Annotated in this window: 21 protein-coding genes; 10 read left to right on the forward strand and 11 right to left on the reverse strand. The window is 70.3% G+C overall.

Annotated elements, in window-relative coordinates:
* Positions 1-167: 167 nt before the first annotated feature.
* From WCD41_RS18390 to WCD41_RS18405, 4 genes are all read right to left on the reverse strand, one after another.
* On the reverse strand, positions 168-671 hold the full coding sequence (locus tag WCD41_RS18390; RefSeq protein ID WP_337715000.1) for a DUF4234 domain-containing protein: 504 nt from the start codon (positions 669-671) through the stop codon (positions 168-170).
* Between the two features lie 243 nt (positions 672-914).
* The gene (locus WCD41_RS18395) at positions 915-1,610 is read right to left on the reverse strand and encodes an ANTAR domain-containing protein (RefSeq protein WP_337715002.1); all 696 of its coding nucleotides are present in this window, start codon (positions 1,608-1,610) and stop codon (positions 915-917) included.
* 239 nt (positions 1,611-1,849) lie between these two features.
* Positions 1,850-2,023 carry a hypothetical protein gene (locus tag WCD41_RS18400; RefSeq protein ID WP_337715004.1) on the reverse strand — a complete coding sequence of 58 codons (174 nt, stop codon included), beginning with the start codon at positions 2,021-2,023 and terminating at the stop codon, positions 1,850-1,852.
* Between the two features lie 265 nt (positions 2,024-2,288).
* Complete coding sequence (locus tag WCD41_RS18405; RefSeq protein WP_337715006.1) at positions 2,289-2,489, reverse strand: ANTAR domain-containing protein; 201 nt, start codon at positions 2,487-2,489, stop codon at positions 2,289-2,291.
* An 854-nt stretch (positions 2,490-3,343) separates the two neighbouring features.
* Here WCD41_RS18405 and WCD41_RS18410 point away from each other — a divergent pair.
* Positions 3,344-4,525, forward strand: a complete 1,182-nt coding sequence (locus WCD41_RS18410; RefSeq protein ID WP_337715007.1) for a hypothetical protein — start codon at positions 3,344-3,346, stop codon at positions 4,523-4,525.
* Between the two features lie 19 nt (positions 4,526-4,544).
* Here the strand turns inward: WCD41_RS18410 and WCD41_RS18415 are convergent, their stop codons facing one another.
* The 3 genes from WCD41_RS18415 to WCD41_RS18425 form a co-directional block, all read right to left on the reverse strand.
* On the reverse strand, positions 4,545-5,708 hold the full coding sequence (locus tag WCD41_RS18415) for a hypothetical protein (protein ID WP_337715009.1): 1,164 nt from the start codon (positions 5,706-5,708) through the stop codon (positions 4,545-4,547).
* Positions 5,709-5,921: 213 nt separating this feature from the next.
* Positions 5,922-7,544, reverse strand: coding sequence for a GNAT family N-acetyltransferase (locus tag WCD41_RS18420; RefSeq protein WP_337715011.1), 1,623 nt, complete (start codon positions 7,542-7,544; stop codon positions 5,922-5,924).
* Positions 7,541-8,326: a GntR family transcriptional regulator gene (locus WCD41_RS18425; protein WP_337715013.1), complete on the reverse strand. Its 786-nt coding sequence runs from the start codon at positions 8,324-8,326 to the stop codon at positions 7,541-7,543. Before WCD41_RS18425 ends, WCD41_RS18420 begins: the two co-directional genes overlap by 4 nt.
* A 120-nt stretch (positions 8,327-8,446) precedes the next feature.
* Between WCD41_RS18425 and WCD41_RS18430 the strand changes: the two genes are divergently transcribed.
* The 8 genes from WCD41_RS18430 to WCD41_RS18465 are packed head-to-tail and all read left to right on the forward strand — an operon-like array spanning position 8,447 to position 12,713.
* Positions 8,447-8,725 carry a WhiB family transcriptional regulator gene (locus WCD41_RS18430; protein WP_337715016.1) on the forward strand — a complete coding sequence of 93 codons (279 nt, stop codon included), beginning with the start codon at positions 8,447-8,449 and terminating at the stop codon, positions 8,723-8,725.
* A 20-nt stretch (positions 8,726-8,745) separates the two neighbouring features.
* Positions 8,746-9,156 (forward strand): hypothetical protein, encoded by a 411-nt coding sequence (locus tag WCD41_RS18435; RefSeq protein WP_337715018.1) that lies wholly within the window; start codon positions 8,746-8,748, stop codon positions 9,154-9,156.
* A 32-nt stretch (positions 9,157-9,188) separates the two neighbouring features.
* A complete protein-coding gene (locus tag WCD41_RS18440; protein ID WP_337715020.1) occupies positions 9,189-9,434 on the forward strand; it encodes a hypothetical protein in 246 nt (81 codons plus the stop codon).
* Positions 9,431-10,681: a hypothetical protein gene (locus WCD41_RS18445; RefSeq protein WP_337715021.1), complete on the forward strand. Its 1,251-nt coding sequence runs from the start codon at positions 9,431-9,433 to the stop codon at positions 10,679-10,681. Before WCD41_RS18440 ends, WCD41_RS18445 begins: the two co-directional genes overlap by 4 nt.
* Complete coding sequence (locus WCD41_RS18450; protein WP_337715023.1) at positions 10,681-10,905, forward strand: hypothetical protein; 225 nt, start codon at positions 10,681-10,683, stop codon at positions 10,903-10,905. The genes WCD41_RS18445 and WCD41_RS18450 overlap by 1 nt, the downstream gene beginning before the upstream one ends.
* Positions 10,902-11,108 carry a hypothetical protein gene (locus WCD41_RS18455; protein WP_337715025.1) on the forward strand — a complete coding sequence of 69 codons (207 nt, stop codon included), beginning with the start codon at positions 10,902-10,904 and terminating at the stop codon, positions 11,106-11,108. The genes WCD41_RS18450 and WCD41_RS18455 overlap by 4 nt, the downstream gene beginning before the upstream one ends.
* Before the next feature lies 1 nt (position 11,109).
* Positions 11,110-11,325 carry a helix-turn-helix transcriptional regulator gene (locus WCD41_RS18460; RefSeq protein ID WP_337715027.1) on the forward strand — a complete coding sequence of 72 codons (216 nt, stop codon included), beginning with the start codon at positions 11,110-11,112 and terminating at the stop codon, positions 11,323-11,325.
* Positions 11,322-12,713, forward strand: a complete 1,392-nt coding sequence (locus tag WCD41_RS18465; protein WP_337715029.1) for a tyrosine-type recombinase/integrase — start codon at positions 11,322-11,324, stop codon at positions 12,711-12,713. The genes WCD41_RS18460 and WCD41_RS18465 overlap by 4 nt, the downstream gene beginning before the upstream one ends.
* Before the next feature lie 144 nt (positions 12,714-12,857).
* Here WCD41_RS18465 and WCD41_RS18470 read toward each other — a convergent pair whose 3' ends face one another.
* The 3 genes from WCD41_RS18470 to mshA form a co-directional block, all read right to left on the reverse strand.
* The gene (locus tag WCD41_RS18470; RefSeq protein WP_337715031.1) at positions 12,858-14,444 is read right to left on the reverse strand and encodes an AMP-binding protein; all 1,587 of its coding nucleotides are present in this window, start codon (positions 14,442-14,444) and stop codon (positions 12,858-12,860) included.
* Between the two features lie 300 nt (positions 14,445-14,744).
* Positions 14,745-15,245, reverse strand: coding sequence for a type III secretion system chaperone family protein (locus tag WCD41_RS18475; RefSeq protein ID WP_337715033.1), 501 nt, complete (start codon positions 15,243-15,245; stop codon positions 14,745-14,747).
* Positions 15,242-16,531, reverse strand: a complete 1,290-nt coding sequence (mshA, locus tag WCD41_RS18480) for a D-inositol-3-phosphate glycosyltransferase (protein WP_337716062.1) — start codon at positions 16,529-16,531, stop codon at positions 15,242-15,244. The genes WCD41_RS18475 and mshA overlap by 4 nt, the downstream gene beginning before the upstream one ends.
* 138 nt (positions 16,532-16,669) lie before the next feature.
* On the opposite strand from mshA, the gene WCD41_RS18485 reads away from it, so the two are divergent.
* Positions 16,670-17,455 (forward strand): SDR family NAD(P)-dependent oxidoreductase, encoded by a 786-nt coding sequence (locus WCD41_RS18485; RefSeq protein ID WP_337715036.1) that lies wholly within the window; start codon positions 16,670-16,672, stop codon positions 17,453-17,455.
* A gap of 4 nt (positions 17,456-17,459) precedes the next feature.
* Here the strand turns inward: WCD41_RS18485 and WCD41_RS18490 are convergent, their stop codons facing one another.
* The gene (locus WCD41_RS18490) at positions 17,460-18,617 is read right to left on the reverse strand and encodes a L,D-transpeptidase (RefSeq protein WP_337715038.1); all 1,158 of its coding nucleotides are present in this window, start codon (positions 18,615-18,617) and stop codon (positions 17,460-17,462) included.
* Positions 18,618-18,709 lie beyond the last annotated feature (92 nt).

Here is an 18,709-nt window from a genome sequence, read left to right on the forward strand (position 1 = left end):
GCACGGAGGTCCTTGCGCAGGATCTCGAACGATCTTGGTCTCCACCGCTGCCACCTGCAGCGACGTGCGTGCACGGCGTCCATGATCGCGATTCTGTTCCGTGGTGGTTCCGTGGAGCGCGCCGTTCAGCCCCAACGGCCGCCTGCCGCTACCGACCGGCCGCGGACTCAGCCGCGGAGGGGAACCTCGGTGCCTGCGGGGGCGCCGTACGAGTCGGCGATCTTGTTCAGCTCGCTCTGGTAGTACAGCGAGACCAGCCCGAAGACGAAGCAGAGCAGCAGGCCGATGCCGGCGCTGCAGGTCGGGCGCAGGCCGGCGGCGCGCTGGGCGTTGGCGATGCGGTTGCCGGTGTTGTAGAGCGACACCAGCGGGGCCACGATCGTCCAGCTCAGGAAGAGCAGCACGAGCATCGGTCCGGCGACCGGGACGACGCGGCGCCGGTCGAACTCGGCCATCTCGCGGTGAATCTTGTAGTACCAGACGTAGGTGTAGATGCCGGAGGTGATCAGCGGCAGGCCGAGCCACACGCCGACGGGGTTGCGACGCTTCATCGCCAGTCCGAGGTGCGCGGGCTGGGTGATCCCCGCGCTGGGGCGCTGGGCCAGCTCTGCGCCGGCCGGCTTCGCCTGAGGCTGCCGGTACTCCTGCGGGACGAACAGACGGTCGGTCACCTCGGACGAGCCGGGGATGTTCTGAATCGGGGCACCCGGGCCCTGCGCCTGAACCTGCAAGGCCACCTGCGGCGAGGGCGTCGAGTGACGACCGCTGGCCGGCGGACGCGGGCCGGACTCAGGCACGACAGACATTCGTGGTTCCCCCGACGGGTTGGGCCGACTCGGCCGTTGCTCCGGCCTGTCCGGCCGCAGATGAACCACTTGTCGCCGTGTGGAGCCGCACCGTTACCAGTGGCGTGGTCAGCCCCGGGCGTTGTCTCTCCGCGTCTTGGCCTCACTGACGAGCCAGCTCGCGACGGCGGCCAGCTTCAGATTGGTGTTCTGCGAGGACTCGACCAGCATCGCGAATGCCTCCTCCTCGTCGAGGGTGAAGCGTTCCATCAGGATGCCCTTGGCCTGTCCGATGACGTCGCGAGATTCCAGGGCGACGCTGAGATTCGCGGTGTGGTCGGCGCCATAGAGCAGCGTGCCGGCCTGCGTGGCGAACAGTCCGGCGGTGACGACGTCGCTGGTGTCGAAGGCCTCGGGCTGGTCGGAGTAGAGGTTGAGCGCACTGCGGGGGCCGCCTCGCTCGCTGACCACAGAGGTCGACAGCATCGAATAGACCCCGGCCTCAACGGCGTAGGGCGCGAATCGAGGCCATCGCTCGGCGTCGGCCCCTTGCATGTCGCAGGCCACGAAAGCCCCGTTCGCGGGCGGATCGTCGGCCGCGCTCACGCACGGCCCTTCCTGCAAGCGGCTCTGCAGCTCGTCGAGCTTCTGCACCACCTCGGTGGTGGCGTGATTGGAGCTGACGGTGCGCTCGTGGGTCCGCGTCAGCCCGCCGCCGATCGCGGCCGGGACGAGCTTGACCGCGGAGACGACGAGCTGGCCCAACAGAGTGTCTCGGTTGCGGATGCTGCGCTGATCGATGAGGTCCTGCGCGGTCTCCCGCATGGTCAGAGCCAGGTCAGTGCTCGGGATGGGCATGGATCGGAGCCCCCTCGGGCGAGGGTCGGCTTGTGGCTCGGGCAAGCACGCCGAGACACAGACCGGTGGTGGGCCGCTGGGTGGACCCCTCGACCCGACCGTACAGACCTTGCGTTCCACGTACGGCGGCGACGAACATGCCGGGGCAGAGTCGAGTCGAGAGACAGGACGGACGCGCTGGTCCTGCGGCGTCGCTACCGCCTGGGTCATGCACCGTTGCGGAGGTGGCGACCGAACGACCCGTCGACCAGGCGAGCGGCACGGGCGACGCCGGCGAGGTCGATGACGTCCTGGTCGCGCAGCCACTCCGAGAGCGTCGGAATCCCTACCGGTGGTGTGTCGAGATCGTCGACGTCGACACAGTCTTCGAGTTCCGGCACGGGCGCTCCTCGCCGAGGTAGTGGTCGACGCGCGAGTTGGCGCGATGTCCGAGGGGCTGGCAGCGAGACGGGCCCCGCACCGAAGCGGGGGGATGCTCGGTACGGGGCCTGCCCGCGAAGCCGTGCCTACCTGCTTCGAGCCGGCTCGGGTGATGCACCGGCGGTCGGCGTCTCTGTTGAGCCGACGCTCTCGGGACCCGTGAGGTCGCCGGGCCCTCGACGGCCCAGGGTGTGGATAGTCGAAGGCGAACGACCCGCTCGGAGGTCAGACGGTCGGCGCTGCGCCGGTCGCGTCCTTGATCAGCCAGGCGACGACGTCGGTGAGGCCGATCCCGGTGCGCAGGGCCCAGTCGACGAGAACTTCGGTGGCGTCGTCCTCGGAGCAGTCGTAGCGCTCCATGAGGATGCTGGTCGCGCTGGTGATCGCGTGGGGCGGCAGTGCTCGCCCGTCGGCGGTATCGGACACGGGCGGCCTCCCGGCGACCCAGTAGATGCTGCGACCGGGACCGCTGTTCGCGCTGCTCAATTCACGGCCGCTTGGTTGACCGATGCCCCAAGTCGGGACACTGAGTTCGTTCGCCGTCCATGCCAGCGTGACAGACCGGACACCGCTGCGCCGCACGGGGTACTCGATCGCCACTCTGCAACGCGGGCCGGCTCCGGGGTCTCTCCCTCGGCGGCGCGGGCTCTGCCCTGCCGGGCCGGTCGTGCGGGTGCAAGCGCCCCTGTCCTCGGTGGCCGGCGGCTGTGCTGCCGGGTGGCGCTTGCGGCTGTGCGGGCGGTCTGGCAGCCCTCGGGCGCGTCGTCGTGGGTGAGGCCCCGCCCCGACCACCACCCTCTCGTCCCGGAGCTCGTGGCACGGGTGGGCTCTCCTGAGGTCGGTGCCCTGGTCCAGGGCGGAGCGTCTGGCCGCCGGAGGCCGAGCCTCGTTCTGCTCCTGGTGGCTGCCGTGGTCCAGGTCGTCGCTGTCGCTGCCCGGCTGGTGGCCTGGCCCGCCCGGGTCCGCCGCCCCGCCCCCGACGCAGTCATTGGGGGTGCGGGGAGGCGTGGCCCGGCAGGGCCGGGCCACGCCGGCGCGCCAGCGCCGGCTCTGACCGTGGGTGGTGCCCGGTGAGCGGGCGGGTTCTCGGTAAAGGGGTAACAGCTCTTCGACCCGGACGGCGCCGCCGCGAGGACCACACCCCGAACCGTCGTGGTCCGGGGCGTGCTGGTGGTGCGGGCAAGGGTGCCGAGTCCATCGAGACGCAGCGCCAGGAACGTGCCCAGTCCCGTCGCCGTGACCGCTGGGGTCGCCGGCGCCAGCTCCGGCCGATCTCGTCGTTGAAGCGGGTGCAGCAGTGCGGCCACAAGATCGGCGGCCCGGACGCTGGCCCGACGCTGGGGGTGATCACGAACAAGGACGGCACCCGGTCGGCGGCCTATGGCGGGCTCAAGCACTGCGGGTCGGTGTGGACGTGCCCGGTCTGCGCGGTCAAGGTCGCCACCCGCCGCGCCGACGACCTCGCCGCGGTGATGCGCGCGGTCCACGAGCGAGGTGGCAGCGCGTTCATGCTCACCTTGACCATGCGCCACGCCCGCGGCGACCGCCTCGGGCTGTCCACTGGCGACAGGCGGCGGCGGGACCTGCTCGAGGAGCGTCGCGCTGACCGGGAGGTGGCCGAGGCCAACGGGTGGGACGTCGACGAGCGCGCCGCCGAGGCCGAGGAGATCGAACTCGCCGGGATCAAGGCCAAGGAGGGCTGCTGGGACGTGCTGGGCTATGCCTGGGCCGCCGTCACCTCCGGGTCGACATGGGTCAAGGACTCCGCCCTGTTCGGCGGGCTGCTGGGTTGGGCGCGGGTCGTGGAGGTCACCGACGGCGCCAACGGCTGGCACGTCCACGTGCACGCGCTGCTGTGCTTCGCCGACGACGTCTCCGCCGAGCTCGTCACCGCCGGCGTCGGGGCGCGCATGTTCGGCCGGTGGCGCCGAGCCCTGGAGCGCAAGGGCTTCGACGCCTCCGACGAGCACGGTTGGGACCTGCGCAAGGCCCAGCTCGGCGAGGGCGACCTCGCCGATTACTTCACCAAGATGGCCCACGAAGTCACCGGCGCCGCTGGCAAGCACGGCCGCAGCCGAGGCGGGCGCACCCCCATGCAGCTGCTCGCTGACGCTGTCGACATCTACCGCGCAGAGGACCTCGCCCGGTGGTGGGAGTGGGAGGAAGCGTCCGACGGGCGGCGCCAACTCACTTGGTCGCGCGGCAGTCGCGACCTTCGGGGTCTCGCTCGCCTCGGCCAAGAAGCGACGGACGAAGAGATCGCCGAGGAAGATCAGGGCGCGGAAGTGCGCCTTGCGCTGACGATCAACACTTGGGAGTGGCTGACTAGGAGCCAGCGCGAGACTGAATTACTCGTAGCCGCAGAGGCAGGCGGCATAGAGGGCGCCCAGCGGTGGCTTGCGCAACGCGGACTAGCTTCGAGGGCCGTGGGGTGCGAGCTCCAACCACGTCCATCGGACTAGAACTCGGTGGCGCCGTTAGCTAGTACAAGTAGACATTTATGGATTCCCCCTGCCTTGCGGGCAGAGTCGGGTCGTCTTCGTTCCGGACTCCAATTGATAGCTCGCTGCTGTCCACCGACACCCGGGCCTCCCACTCACGCCTGGTGGGGCCTTCACGGAGCGAGACCTCGCAATCTTCAGGGGTCGTCGTGACCGACGCGACGCCGAAGAGATCGCGACCTGGTTCAGAGAAGTCTCCACGGACTATCCATTGGTGTCCCCGTCGGGTACGCGACGTACACCGCAGCATCGGACTACCGTCGCGTCCAGTCGCCTCCGACGATGGGCTCGACTCGGCCGCGATCGCATGGAAAGCCGATTCACAAGCCGCGAGGAAGTTGTCGCTCCTGTTGTGACGCTCGATCTCAGCTTGCAATCGTCCCGAGCGCGGGCCGCCATCGCGGCGCGACAAGATGGCGTTGGAGAGATTCTGCATCGCAGCTTCCACAGACTCTTGGTCCGTCGCAGAAGCTCTTGCAAGATTCTGGAACGGGCCATGCGTCTTTGAAGTCGCGGGCGTCGCTCGCTCAAGCCTCCGTATCCATGCCGGCCGCTGTTTCAGCTCTGTCACCAGGACGGCAAGCGCCAAGTCCCGGTCGACCAGGTTCCTCGCCGCTGCTCCTTCCGTGAGCAGGCGGAGTCGTTCTGGGATGCGAGCCAATAGTGCCGGACCATCTTCGTAAAGACCATCGGGCTGGGTCCATTTCGATAGATACGCGTACACCATTGCCGCGACAGCACCTGTCAGCAGGACCTCGACGTACTTGTCGAATCCTGGAACGTACCGACGAAGGGCCGGACTTACTAAACCCCCAAGCAAGCATACGAGAACGATCAGCACGAAAACGGCGAGGTCCACAACAACTTGCCGAACAGTGAGAGACTTTCGGAACGCAGATAGGACTAGTGCTCGGCCGACAGTAGCGAACCCATGCACTAAACCGAAGATGACCACGCTCGTCAGCACTTGCGCGGGGTCATCTGCACCTGTAAGAGCCACAAGAAGTGCCGCTACAAGCACGGGACCAAAGCGGAACAAGAAGTAGCGATACCACGTCTGGGAGATCGTCTCGACAAAGACCTCACTGGACGAATAGTAACTTGAGGGCCACTTCGTCCTGACGAGTCCGAAGAAGAGTTGCACGAGGACCGCTGCCGCAATCGCACGCGGCAGGGCGGACAGGAGGACTCCATCATTCACAAGTCTCATTATGATGGTGCGCGCGGGGCTGATCTTGCACGGCCCCCTGCTCCAGCAGGGACGACACCACAAGCTTGAGAATCTAAGTCGCAGGACCGGGCGGAATGCACATCAAGCAGTAAGCGCTGCTCGATTCTCCGCGCGTGCGTGTCCGTGCTATCGAAGGTCCGAGTTGGCAATTTCCTTCAATCGCGCGTCTGCAAGGTTCACCATGTGATCGGAGGATACTGTAGTAGCAACGGTTGCGAGAAAGAGCACGGAACCTATTAGGACCGGGATTCCCGAAGTGTTCTTGTCGCTCAAGCCGATTCCAAAAAGTAGAGTGAAGAGTGCGAGAACCGCCGTTGTCGACTTCATGAGCGTCCGCGCACTCGCTAGCGCATAGCTCCCCAGTTGCTCGACCAGCAAGAAGCGAATTGCGGCACACATAGCTGACGACGACAACAGCAACCCAAACATCGGGACCAAGAAGGATGAAACGCCGTTGAATAGATCCTTGTCGCCAATCCGAAGCCATGGCGCCAGAAAGATGGAGAGGAATCCTCCGATGCCCAAGAGGAGGTAAGTACGATAAGCATTCTCGCGCGCGGGCGGAACAATGTTCATTGACAGAGTCGCGTGTAGTCGACAGAGGCCCTCGCCCAGGGAAACCGGATACTCACCACAACTATCGTACTCATCGACACCCTGAACAGGGCGCTTTAGATCGCGGAACGAAGACTCAGTCCGAGCTAGAGGATTGACAATACCCTCAGCATGCTCTTTGATCAATCGTCCAAACTCGCGAATACTGATTTCCCCACGGTCGATCTTCTCGGGCGGAGTATAGAGACTAGCAGTTCGGATCTCGCTTGTTTTCATCGTTGGAATTACGAACACAAGCTGGCGAAGTCCCTGGGCGAGCGCCCGGAATAAGTGGCGCCGCGCCGAGGAAACTTGCGGTCGGCGCAGAAAGTTACATAGCCGAATGAGGTCCGCAACGAGCGCTGTGGACTGGTCGTCGCTTGCCTTCACCAACTTCGTTGGGTCGAGGCGCTGCACACGGTCTCCTACGGAGTGGAGCAGTTGAACGACGTCTGCGCCGTCAAGCACGGGCTCTTGATACACCTCGCGAAGACGCCTTGACCGCTGAGCCTGCGACCAATCATCACGCATAGCTGCTCCGACTTCACGTGACATCGAGCGCAACGCGTCGAACTTCGATTGTTGTGAGCTGCGGGGGCTATCCGCTGACTCTTCTGCCATATCTCCCCCTCGATCGTTGCTCCTCGAGAGCGCACGCACCCGCGTAGTGGGACGCTGGAAGAGAGCTCCAGACGGTCGCCATGGCGCATCTACGGTTCGAATATGAGTCCACCCATGCTTGCGGTAGTAGTCCTGCAGCGCAGTGTTGGATCGGTAGCAATCGAGGCGTAGATGGTCGTAACCAAGGGCGCCAGCGAACTCCTCCATCCAACGCGTCAGCTCGTCGCCGACTCCTCGGTCGGCGTGGTCGCGGGTCACGATCATGCGGTGGATGTAGAGGGCGCTGCCCGGGTTGTCCTCGGGTCGCCAGAAGTCGGGGTCGGCGAAGGTGTCGACGGTGACGGTGGCGATGACCCGCCCGTTGTCGTCCTCGCCGACGAAGACGTTGCCCTGCTCGATGTCAGAGCGGACCTGCTCTACCCGGGGCTCCCACTGCCACTGATCGATGCCCCTGCCCGCGAGCCAGCGGGAGGCCTCTCGGAAGAGGTCGAGGACGGCCGCGAGGTCGTCGGGGCCAGCGCTGCGGACGATCACTGCTTATCGTCCTTCTCTGTCTTGGTCGGGCGGGTGCGCTCGAAGGCGATGAGGTGGCGGTCGCCGGGGAGCACGTTGCGGACGACGCGGACGGGCCGGCCGTCGTCGGTGTAGCCGGTGACGCGGTGCATCGCGACCGGCACGCCCAGCCCGATCTCGAGCCGGCTGGCCTCGTCAGGAGTGGGCATGCGGACTTCGATCTCGTCGACTGCGTGGGTCTGCTCAGCGCCGAGCTCGGCGAGGACCTGGTTGGCGCCGCGGCCGATGTCGGCGGGGTGCATGATCTCGCTGCCCTGCACCAGCTCGAGCGGGAAGTACGAGTCGTTGGTGTTGAACGGGGTGCCGTCGAGGTAGCGAACCCGCTTGCGGACGACCACGGTGTCGGTCCCGGCGAGCCCGAGGCGCGCGGCGACGTCGGTTGGCGGGGCGGCCAGCTCGACGGCGATGGTCTGTGAGGGCTTGCGGCCCAATTCGACCTGCTCGTCCATGAACTGGTCCAGCTCGGGGTGCGCGGGCCGATCGCGCCACTCCTTCTGCGGGCGGTAGGTCAGCCGCTCGATCTGGCGCACGAAGTGCCCGCGCGGACGCTCAGAGACGACCAGCCCCTCGTTGACCAGTACCTGCATGGCCTGGCGCACGGTCGCGCGGGTGACGCCGAAGTCCGTGGTCAGCGCCTGCTCGGTGGGCAGCTTGGCGCCCGCGCCCAGCTCGCCGCTCTGGATGCGGGCGCGCAGGTCGTCGGCGATCCGCTGGTAGATCGGGCCGGCGCCTCTGCTGGTCATGGCTTCAGTCTGGCCCTGTTACCGAACATTGTCTAGGCAATCTGCTCCGTCTACTTGACGTGAAGCGAAGTGGCACATCAAGCTCTCCAACGTCTGCATTGTCTAGTCAATGAGGCCGACATGGAGCCCTGGACCGACCGAGCGGCGTGCCGAGACGCTGACCCGGACCTGTTCTTCCCGGTCACCGAGGACCGGACCCGCCGCGCCATCGCCGCCCAGGTGGCCCGCGCCAAGACCGTCTGCGCCCGCTGCCCGGTCTGGAGCACGTGTCTGTCCTACGCGGTCGAGACCCGCCAGGACCACGGCATCTGGGGCGGCTTGACCGCCACCGAACGCCGCCGCCTCGCCCGCGGCGGCACCGAGACCCACACCCGCCAACAGCCGCCCGACGCGGCCTGACCCACCGAAGGAGCACACCGATGTACGAGCTGAACGCGCCCATCAACGTCACCCGGATGAAGGCCGTCGCCACCGGCTACTGCCAGCAGCTCGAGCGCTGGGAGGACGGGCCCACCGGCCGCCGGAACACCGGCTTGCCGCTGCTCGACGAGGCCACCGGCGCGCCGATCACCATCCACGACGTCATGCTCCCGACCGGTCGTGACGGCCGCCTCGAGCTGCACGGCGTCCGCGTCATTGGCCACGAGGTCCCCGACCTCGAGCCCTACACCGAAGTCGAACTCGAAGACCTCAACGCCCGCGTCCGCCCGGCCCGCAACGGCGCCAAGGGCATCGAAGTGTCCTTCTCCGCCACCGCCATCCGCCCCGCCGGCGCCACCGGTGTTCGACCGGCCCGCAAGCCCGCCGGCGACGAGACGGCGGCCGCGTGATGGCCGCCCCCGCCCGCCCACCTCACTCCCGGGTGCAGGTCCGGACCGCGGCGCTGCTTGACGAGCTGGTCCTGACCTGCCGCGCCGCGGACTGCGTCGAGCAGTGGACCCCTGCCCCCCTCGGCGACGACTCCGGCGACGGGGTCGTGCAGCTCTCCCTCGAGCGCTGCCCCGCCTGCGGCTCCTCGACCTGGGAGGTCACCCAGGTCCAGGTCGCCGCCTCCCCCTCCCGCGCCCGCCGCCAGCGCGCCCGCACCCACCGGAGCAGCCGGTCATGACCACCACAGGAGCTCTCGACCGCACCCGCCCACCCGCCGCCGGGCACCGCCGCCCGCCCGGCTTCATCAGCCGCTGGCGCGCCCGCCGCGCCGAACGCGACGCGTGGGCCGCACACCACGTCTTCGCCCAGGGCATCACCGCCGAGTTCCGCGAAGCCTGCACCGCCCTGCGCCTGTGCCAGTACGTCTCGGTCGCCGCCGGGATCACGGTCCGCACCCCCCGCGTCGGCGCCGTGCACGGCGGCCCACCCATCACGTTGACCGTCGAGCTGATGGCCGGCCAGGAACCCGTCGACTTCACCAGCAAGGACAACGGGCCCCGCCTCGCGCACTCCCTCGGCGGCCACGGCCTTCGGGTCGAGCCCCTCGCCGGGCGCTGGGTCCGGTTGACCGTGCTCAACCACGACCCTCTCCGCGACGGCTTCGGTCTCCCCTCGCTCGCCGTTGCCTCCGGCGCGGACCCGGTGATCCTCGGGCGCACCGAGGACGGCATCGCCCTCGGACACGCCCTCACCGACGCCGGCCACCTCGCCGCCCAAGGCCAGAACGGGTCGGGCAAAACCGTGCTCTGCTACGGGCTGCTCTCCCAGCTCGCCGCCGCCCCCGACGTGCTCGTGGCCGGCTCCGACATCACCGGGCTCCTGCTCGGCCGCCCTTGGGACGACACCGCCCACCGACCCCACCAAGTCACCGGCACCCACGACCTCGAAGCACACGCCGTGCTGCTCGAGGACCTGGTCGCCGAGATGGACCGCCGGCTCGCCACCATCCCGCCGCGCCGCGACAAGATCGAGCCCACGCCCGAGACCCCGACGGTGCTGGTGGTGCTCGAGGAGTTCCCCGGCCTGCTGCGCGCCGCCGACGGGCTCCCCAAGCCCAAGCGCGGCGAGGGCATCCCGCTCGGCGACCGCATCCGCACCGCCGTGCTGCGCCTGCTCTCCGAGGGCCGCAAGGCCGCGTTCCGGGTCCTGATGCTCGCCCAGCGCTTCGAGGCCACCGCCGTCGGCGGCGGCTACGCCCGCGACCAGTTCGCCCTCCGGCTCTCGTTCCGCGTTCCGGCCGACTCGCTGGAGATGCTCCACGGCACCGACGCCCGCCCCTTCGGCCAGGAGCACGCCAACGCCGCGCCCGGCGTCGCCTACCTCTCCGGCCTCGGCCGCGACTGCGAACGCATCCGCGTGCCCTACCTCGGCGACTACGGCGAGTACGTCGACCGCATCCAGGCCCACGGACGGCGGGCCGCCTGATGAACCTCATCGCCATCGTCATCATCGCTGGCCTGGTCACCGCCCTGCTGGTGAAGAGCCACAAGGCCGCCCCCGCGCTCGTCGCCGGCGTCGTGACCCTCGTCCTGCTCTTCGCCGCCTTCCCGACCCTCGGGCCCGCGGTGTCGAGCAGCGCCGGCGAGTTCGCCCACCAGCTTGGCGCCGCCACCGACCGCGCCGCCGACGTCCCCGAGGACAACCAATGACCGGGCGCGAGGACGTCCGCGCCTTCGGCGCGCACATCGACGCCCTGGTCCGCCCCCTGGTCGGGCTTGATCTCGGCCACGACGAGCGCTCTGCCCTGACCGCCGTCGCCTGCCTCGACGCCCCCACCGCTCTCGCCGTCGCCGGGCTCCTCCACCGCGCCCGGCAGGCACGACCCCTCCGCACGACCACGACAAGGAGCTGACATGACGACCACCAAGCGAGCGCAGCCCGAGCGCGACGAGCTCCTGACCGTGCGCCAGGTCCTCGCCGAGCTGGGCGGGGTCTCCCGGGACACGTTCTACGAGTGGCGGGAGCGCCGGGTGGCGCCGCCGTGCTTCCGGCTGCCCAACGGTCACCTACGGGTTCGACGTGGCGACCTGCTCGACTGGCTCGACGCCCACCGGGACGGCGCGGCATGAGCGACGAGAGCACTTTCCAGGTGCAGTTCTGGAAGCTCACCAAGCGCACGGGCCGCAGCCGGCCGTGGGGTGTTCGCTGGCGGACCGCCGGCCGAGAGCACTCCGAGTGGTACGCCACGAAGGCGCTGGCCGAGTCGTTCCGGTCCGAGCTCGTCCGCGCGGGCCGGGCCGGCGAGGCGTTCGACGTCGCTACCGGGCTCCCGCCGTCGCTGACCCGCAAGCGGCGCGTGGGGACGTTCCTCGAGCTGGCCGTTGCCTACGTCGACCACGTCTGGCCGATCGCGCCGCCGAACAGCCGGCGCGCCGCGGTGGTCAACCTGGCCGCGATCACGCCGAAATTCGTCCGCCCCCTCGAGCACGGCCCGGACGAGACGGACCTCCAACGCCTCGCCAGCACCCACGTCCTGCCGCCGCCGCGCCGTGACGAGTTGCTGAGCCCCGAGGACCGGGCCGCCGTGTCGTGGCTGCGCCGCGCGTCGCGTCCGGCCACCGACCTCGCCGACTCCCTCGCCCTCGGCGCGCTCCTGCACGACCTCGGGGCCGCCGCCGACGGCCGCGCTGTCACCTCGTCGACCCTGGACAAGCGCCGCGCGGTCCTGCACCGGGTGGCCGGCTACGCGGTGGACACCGGTGTCCTGGCCGCCAACCCCGTCACGGGCCGGCGCGCCGGGACGGCCCAGGTCACCGGGGGCGTCGACCCGCGGGTGGTCGTCAATCCTGCCCAGGCGCGTCAGCTTCTCGCCGCGGTCACCTACGTCTCCGGGCACCGGCGCACCGAGCGCGACCGTGGCTGGCGACTGCGGGCGTTCTTCGCCTGCCTGTACTACGCCGGCCTGCGTCCCGGCGAGGCCCAGCAGCTCCGCGACACCGACGCGAAGCTCCCGGCCACGGGCTGGGGCGAGCTGGTCCTTTCCGGGTCGCTGACCGGCGTCTCGGGCGAGCACTACAACGACGGCCTGCGCGACCCCGACGCCCGCCCGCTCAAGCGCCGCCGCCGCGAGGCGGTCCGCCGCGTCCCGGCACCGCCGGCGCTGGTGGCGATCCTGCGTGAGCACCTGGACCGCTACGGCGTTGCGCCCGACGGCCGGCTGTTCCCGGCGCTGACGACGGGCCGGCGCGTCCGGGAGTCGGTCTACACCCGGACCTGGAAGGCGGCCCGCGAGATCGGTCTGAGTCCGGCGCAGGCGGGCTCGCCGCTGGCGGCCCGCCCGTACGACCTCCGGCACGCGGCGCTGTCGTCCTGGCTCAACGCCGGGGTGCCGCCCACGGAGGTCGCCGAGCGGGCCGGCCACTCGGTCAAGGTCCTGCTCTCGGTCTACGCCGCGTGCCTCGACGGCGAGCGCGCGGCCTACAACGCCCGCATCCAAGATCTACTCGGCGAGGAGTGAAGATCCTAAATGCAAGATCCGTTCCGTGACTGTTCCGTGGATTCTCCCGACGAACCGCCCACGCCCGCTGAGCCTCACAGAGACTTCACATCGGACATTCGGCATTGTCGCAGGTCAGAGGCCCGAAACAGCGGGTCAGTGACCTTAGACCGAAGCCTGCTCGCGGGCGCGGAGGTCCTTGCGCAGGATCTTCCCCGACGCCGACTTGGGGATCTGGTCGATGAACTCGACGACGCGCACCTTCTTGTGCGGGGCGATGCGCTCGGCCACGAAGCTCATGACGTCGTCGCCGGAGAGCTCGGCGCCCTGCTGGAGCACGACGAACGCCTTCGGGATCTCCTCGCCCTCGGCGTCCTTGACCCCGATCACCGCGGCGTCGGCGATGCCGTCGTTGCTCAGCAGCAGCGCCTCGAGCTCGGCCGGCGGGACCTGGTAGCCCTTGTACTTGATCAGCTCCTTGACCCGGTCGACGATGTAGAACACGCCCTCGTCGGTGACGGTGGCGACGTCGCCGGTGTGCAGGAAGCCGTCGGCGTCCAGGGTCACCGCGGTCGCCTCGGCGTTGTTGAGGTACTCGCGCATGACGTTCGGCCCGCGCACCCACAGCTCGCCGCGCTCGACGCCCTCCTGCCCGGTGTCCGGGTCGACGAGCTTGCACTCGACGCTCGGCAGCGCGACGCCGATCGAGCCGAGGTCCATGTCAGGACGGTCGTCGGGCATGCAGTGGCTGACCGGGCTCAGCTCGGTCATGCCGTAGCCCTGCAGCACCGTGCAGTTCAGGCGCCGGCCGACGGCGGCGCCCAGCTCGGCGTCGAGGGCCGCGGCGCCGGAGAAGACGATGTCGACGCAGTCGATGTCGTACTGGTCGACCATCGGGTGCTTGGCCAGCGCGACGGCGATCGGCGGGGCGATGTAGACGCGGTCGACGCGGTGCTCGGAGATGATCCGGAGGAACTCGGGGAGATCGAACTTCGGCATCGTCACGACCGCCGCCCGCGCGTGCAGGCCCTGGTTCATCATCACGGTCATGCCGTAGATGTGGAAGAACGGCAGCACCGCGAGGATCTTCGTGTCCGGCGAGACGTGCGTGCCCATCTTCTCGATCTGCAGCAGGTTCGCCAGCAGGTTGCGATGGGTCAGCACGACGCCCTTGGCCCGCCCGGTGGTGCCCGACGAGTACGGCAGCGCGGCCACGTCGTCGCCGGTCAGGGCCACCGACGGACGCTCCGCGGTGGTGGCCAGCACGTCGGAGAGCGAGGTCTCCGGGATGACGCCCGCGACGCTCGGTGCCCCGTCGATGACGATGATCTCGTCGACGACGAGCCCCTCCTCGTCGAGCGCGGCGCGCGCCCGGTCGAGGAACGCCGACACGGTGACCAGCACCTTCGAGCCGGAGTCGCGCAGCTGGAAGGCCAGCTCGTCGGGCGTGTAGAGCGCGTTGACCGTCGAGACCGCGACGCCCGCCGCGAGCGCGCCGTGGAAGGCGACCGGGTAGGCCGGGTTGTTCGGCGCGAACAGCGCGATGACGTCGCCCGGGCCCAGGCCGCGCTCGCCGATCCCGGCGGCGAACCGGTCGACCGCGCCCGCGAGCTCGCCGAAGGTCGTCTCGCGGCCCGACGGACCGTCGATGATCGCGACCCGGTCGACCGCGTCCCCCAGGTCGCCGAACAGGAACTCGGGCAGCCCCACGTCGGGGACGTCGATGTCGTCGTAGGGGCTGCGGACGATCATGTCGTGAACTCCTCGTCGAGCCGGGCCTCGGGAACTGGGAGGCAACCTACCTGCCGGTACCCCGACGCGCCGCGTTCCCTCCGTGATCAGACCTGGCTTCCGAGGAGAGCAGGGTCACCCGTTCGGCCGTATGAAGACACCTTGTCCTGTGTGTTCCGTGGTGGGAGGCTGAATATCCGGACGCCGATCCAGTTTCGTCGGATCGGTCGCGAAACGGCTGCCCACTTCCCGTGCGCACCGCCGGAACGCCCGTCGCCGGCGTCGGATGCCCCCCGTCCCACGCCGGCGACGAGGCCCTGCTCAGGCCCCGTCGACCAGGTGCGCGAAGGCCGAGAGGTTCGCCAGCGACTCGCCCCGCGACTCGCGCCAGGCCCACTCGCGGCGGATCGAGGTGACGAACCCGAGCTCGAGCAGCGTGTTGAAGTCGCCGTCGGCGGCCTCCAGCACCTGCCCGAGGATCTTGTCGATCTCCTCGTCGACCACGGCGACCAGCGGCACGCGCCCGACGAGGTGGATGTCCCCGGCCCGGTCGATCGTGTAGTGCACGCCGTAGAGGCGGGCGTTGCGCTGCAGGAGGAAGCGGTAGACCTCCTCGAGGTTCTCGTCCGCGTGCCGGCACACGAACGCCTCGACCAGCAGCGCGTGCGGTGTGAGCACCAGCCAGCAGTGCGTCGCCAGCTTCTTCGTGCCGGGCAGCGTGACGAACAGCCGTCCGGGCTCGCGCCGCAGGTAGCTCAGCTCGCGCTCGTCGAGGGCGGCGACCAGCACCTTCTCCAGCTCGTCCAGATCGGGGGCACTCACACCGCCACCCCCGCGGCCCGGTCGCGGTGCAGGGAACGCGACGCCTCGGCGTAGGTGGCGAGCAGCGCGTCGGCCGTGCGGTCCCACGAGAACATCGCGGCGTGCTCGACCGCGCCGGCCGCGAGACGTTGGCGCTCGGCCTGGTCGAGCCCGACCCGGGCGAGCGCGTCGGCCCAGTGCCCGGGGTCGTGGTCGCCGACGAGCAGCCCGGAGCGGTCGTGGGCCACCGCCGTCGGCAGGCCCCCCACCGCCGCGGCGACGACGGGCGTGCCGCAGGCCTGCGCCTCGAGCGCGACGAGGCCGAACGACTCGGAGTGGCTGGGGACGGCGACGACGTCGGCGGCGCGGTAGACCTCCGCAAGCCCGTCGCCGCCGCGCGGGGGCAGGAAGCGCACGACGTCGGCGATACCCAGCTCCCGGGCCAGCGACACGAGCGACTCCGGCTCGGCGAGCCCGCTGCCCGACGGGCCGCCCACCACCAGGACGACGAGCCGCGACCGCAGCTCCGGGCGGCGGGCGAGCATGGTCGCCGCCGCCCGCAGGAGCACGTCGGGGGCCTTGAGCGGCTGGATGCGGCCCACGAAGGCGAGCGTGACCGCGTCCGGCCCGATCCCGAGCGCCGCCCGGGCCTCGTCGCGGTCGCGGGACGGGGTGAACGTGCGCAGGTCCACGCCGGGCGCGATGGTGCGCACGCGGTCCGGGTCCGCGCCGTAGGCGGAGATGAGGTCGTCGGCCTCGGCCTGGGTGGAGGTGACGAGGCGGTCGGCCTCGGCGACCACCTGCTCCTCGCCGACGACCCGCGAGAGCGGCTCGGGGCGGTCGCCGTCGGCGAGCGCGGCGTTCTTGACCTTCGCGAGCGTGTGCGCGGTGTGCACCAGCGGCACGCCCCACCGGTCGCGCACGAGCCAGCCGACCTGCCCCGAGAGCCAGTAGTGGCTGTGCACCACGTCGTACCAGCCGGGCTCGTGGCGGGCCTCGTCACGCAGCACGCCGGCGGTGAACGCGCAGAGCTGGCTCGGCAGGTCCTCCTTGCCGAGCCCGCCGTACGGGCCGGCGGTGACGTGGCGGACGAGCACGCCGGGCGCCAGCTCGGCCACGGGCGGGAGGTCCGACGACGTCGCCCGCGTGAAGATCTCGACCTGGACGTCGCGCTGGGCCATGCGCCGCGCGGTCTCCACGACGTAGACGTTCATGCCGCCGGCGTCGCCGGTGCCGGGCTGCGCGAGCGGCGAGGTGTGCAGGGAGATCACCGCGACCCGCCGGGGTCGTCCCGGTTGGTGACGGATGACCCGGTTCTCGGAAGGGGTCCGGGGGGCCGCCGATGCCAGCGGTGCCGCCGATGCCGTCGTCGCCGCCGGGGTCACCCCGCCAGTTTAGGTGCGCGGGCCCGTCGGCGGTGATCGGAGCGTTCTAGGGTGCGGGGCGTGAGCACGCCGAACCCCGCCGGCCCCGACCGCACCGGCCGCCCCCTCGTCGTCGTCACCGGCGCCAGCTCGGGCATCGGCGCGGCCGCCGCGCGGGCCCTCGCCGCCGACGGCTGGCACCCGGTGCTCGGCGCCCGCCGGGTCGAGCGCCTCCGGGAGATCGCCGACGAGGTCGGCGGCACCGCGCTCTCCCTCGACGTCACCGACGCCGACTCGGTCGCCGCGTTCGCCGCCGCCGTCCGGGAGCTCGTCGACGGCGGGCAGGCCCTGCGCGGCCTGGTCAACAACGCCGGCGGCGCCCAGGGCACCGAGAAGGTCATGGAGGCCGACGAGGACAAGTGGCGCTGGATGTGGGAGTCGAACGTCCTCGGCACCCTGCGCGTCACCAAGGCGCTGCTGCCGCTGCTCATCGACTCCGGCGACGGCCACGTCGTCACGATCACCTCGATCGCCGGGCTCGAGGTCTACGACGGCGGCTCGGGCTACACCGCGGCCAAGCACGCCGAGGGCGCGCTGCACCGCACGCTGCGCGGCGAGCTGCTGGGCGAGCCCGTGCGCGTCACCGAGATCGCGCCGGGAGCCGTGGAGACCGAGTTCGCGCTGGTGCGCTTCGACGGCGACTCCGCGCGGGCGGCCAAGGTCTACGAGGGGATCACGCCGCTCGTGGCCGAGGACGTCGCCGAGGTCATCGCCTTCGCGATGAGCCGGCCGGCGCACGTCAACCTGGACACCATCGTGCTCAAGCCGCGCGACCAGGCGACGGGGATGCGGTTCCACCGCACGTGAGGGGCTAGAGCGCCGACATCCTCTGCCACTCGGTCCACGGGATCGCCCAGTCGTAGATGTCGCCGTCGCCGGCCGAGTAGTCGACCCCGGAGCCGGTGACCTCGACGGGGTCGCCGTAGAGCGCGGTGTCGTAGAACGCCTGCGCGTCCGCCGTGGACAGGTTGATGCAGCCGTGGGTGACGTTGCTGGAGCCCTGCGCGCCCGACGACGCCGGGTTGGCGTGGATGAACTCGCCGTTGTTGCTGATGCGCACGGCCCAGTGCTCGATGAGGTCGTAGCCGTACTGCGCGCTGGTCATCCGCTTGTCGGTGAACTTCTCGGTGACGACGTGGATGCCCGAGCGGGTGGTGCGGTTCGGGTCGGAGTCGAGCCCGTAGCTGGCCGGCACGTCCATGACCTGCTGCCCGTCGCGCTCGACCACCATCCGGAAGCTGTTGACGTCGGCCCGCACGACCTGGGAGCGCCCGATGCGGAACGACGTCGTCAGGTTCTCGCGGCCCCAGGCCCCGTCGCCGAACGGGACGCCGAGCAGGTCCGCCGACACGTCGACCTGCGTGCCGGGCGTCCAGTACTCCTTGGGCCGCCAGTGCACCCGTGAGCCGCCGTCCTGGTCGGGCAGCCAGGCCCAGGACCCGTCGGTGGGCACCGACGTCCGCACCCGCAGCGCCCGCTCGACCGTCGCCTTGTCGGTGACCGGCGCGGAGAACTGGATGCTGATCGGCGCCGCGACGCCGACCTCGCGGTCGTCCCCGGGGTTCAGCGTCGCCCGCACCGTGTCGGTCGGCGCGACCGTGCGGAACGAGCCCGTGACGGGCGAGGTGCGCCCGCCCGGGGCGGTCGCCGTGCCGCCCCACGTGTAGGTGGCGCCGTAGGCGAGCGGCCCGTCGGGCGTCCAGTGCTTCCGGTCGGGCGAGAGCGTGCCCGCGACCGGCCCGCCGGGCTCCGCGGTGAGCGTGACGTCGGTGAACGTGCCGTCCGTGGTGGTCGCGCCGATCGGGGCGCGGGGCCCGACGTCGGTGGCGTCCGCGGCGGGCTGCACCGCGACCTCCACCGGCGGCGGGGGCGGAGCCGAGGAGGTCGGCGCCGTCCCGGGGGCGCCCGACCCGCACGCCGCCAGCACCACCAGCAGCCCGCTCAGCAGTGCGACCAGCGCCCGACCCATGCTCTCCCCCGCTCCTCACGGCCCCGACCCGTGCGGACCCAGCGTGCCACCGGGGACCGACAGCGTCAGGTCGGGAGCCGCAGCGGCCTCAC

This window comes from Actinomycetospora aeridis (assembly GCF_037400275.1).
GTDB lineage: Bacteria > Actinomycetota > Actinomycetes > Mycobacteriales > Pseudonocardiaceae > Actinomycetospora > Actinomycetospora aeridis.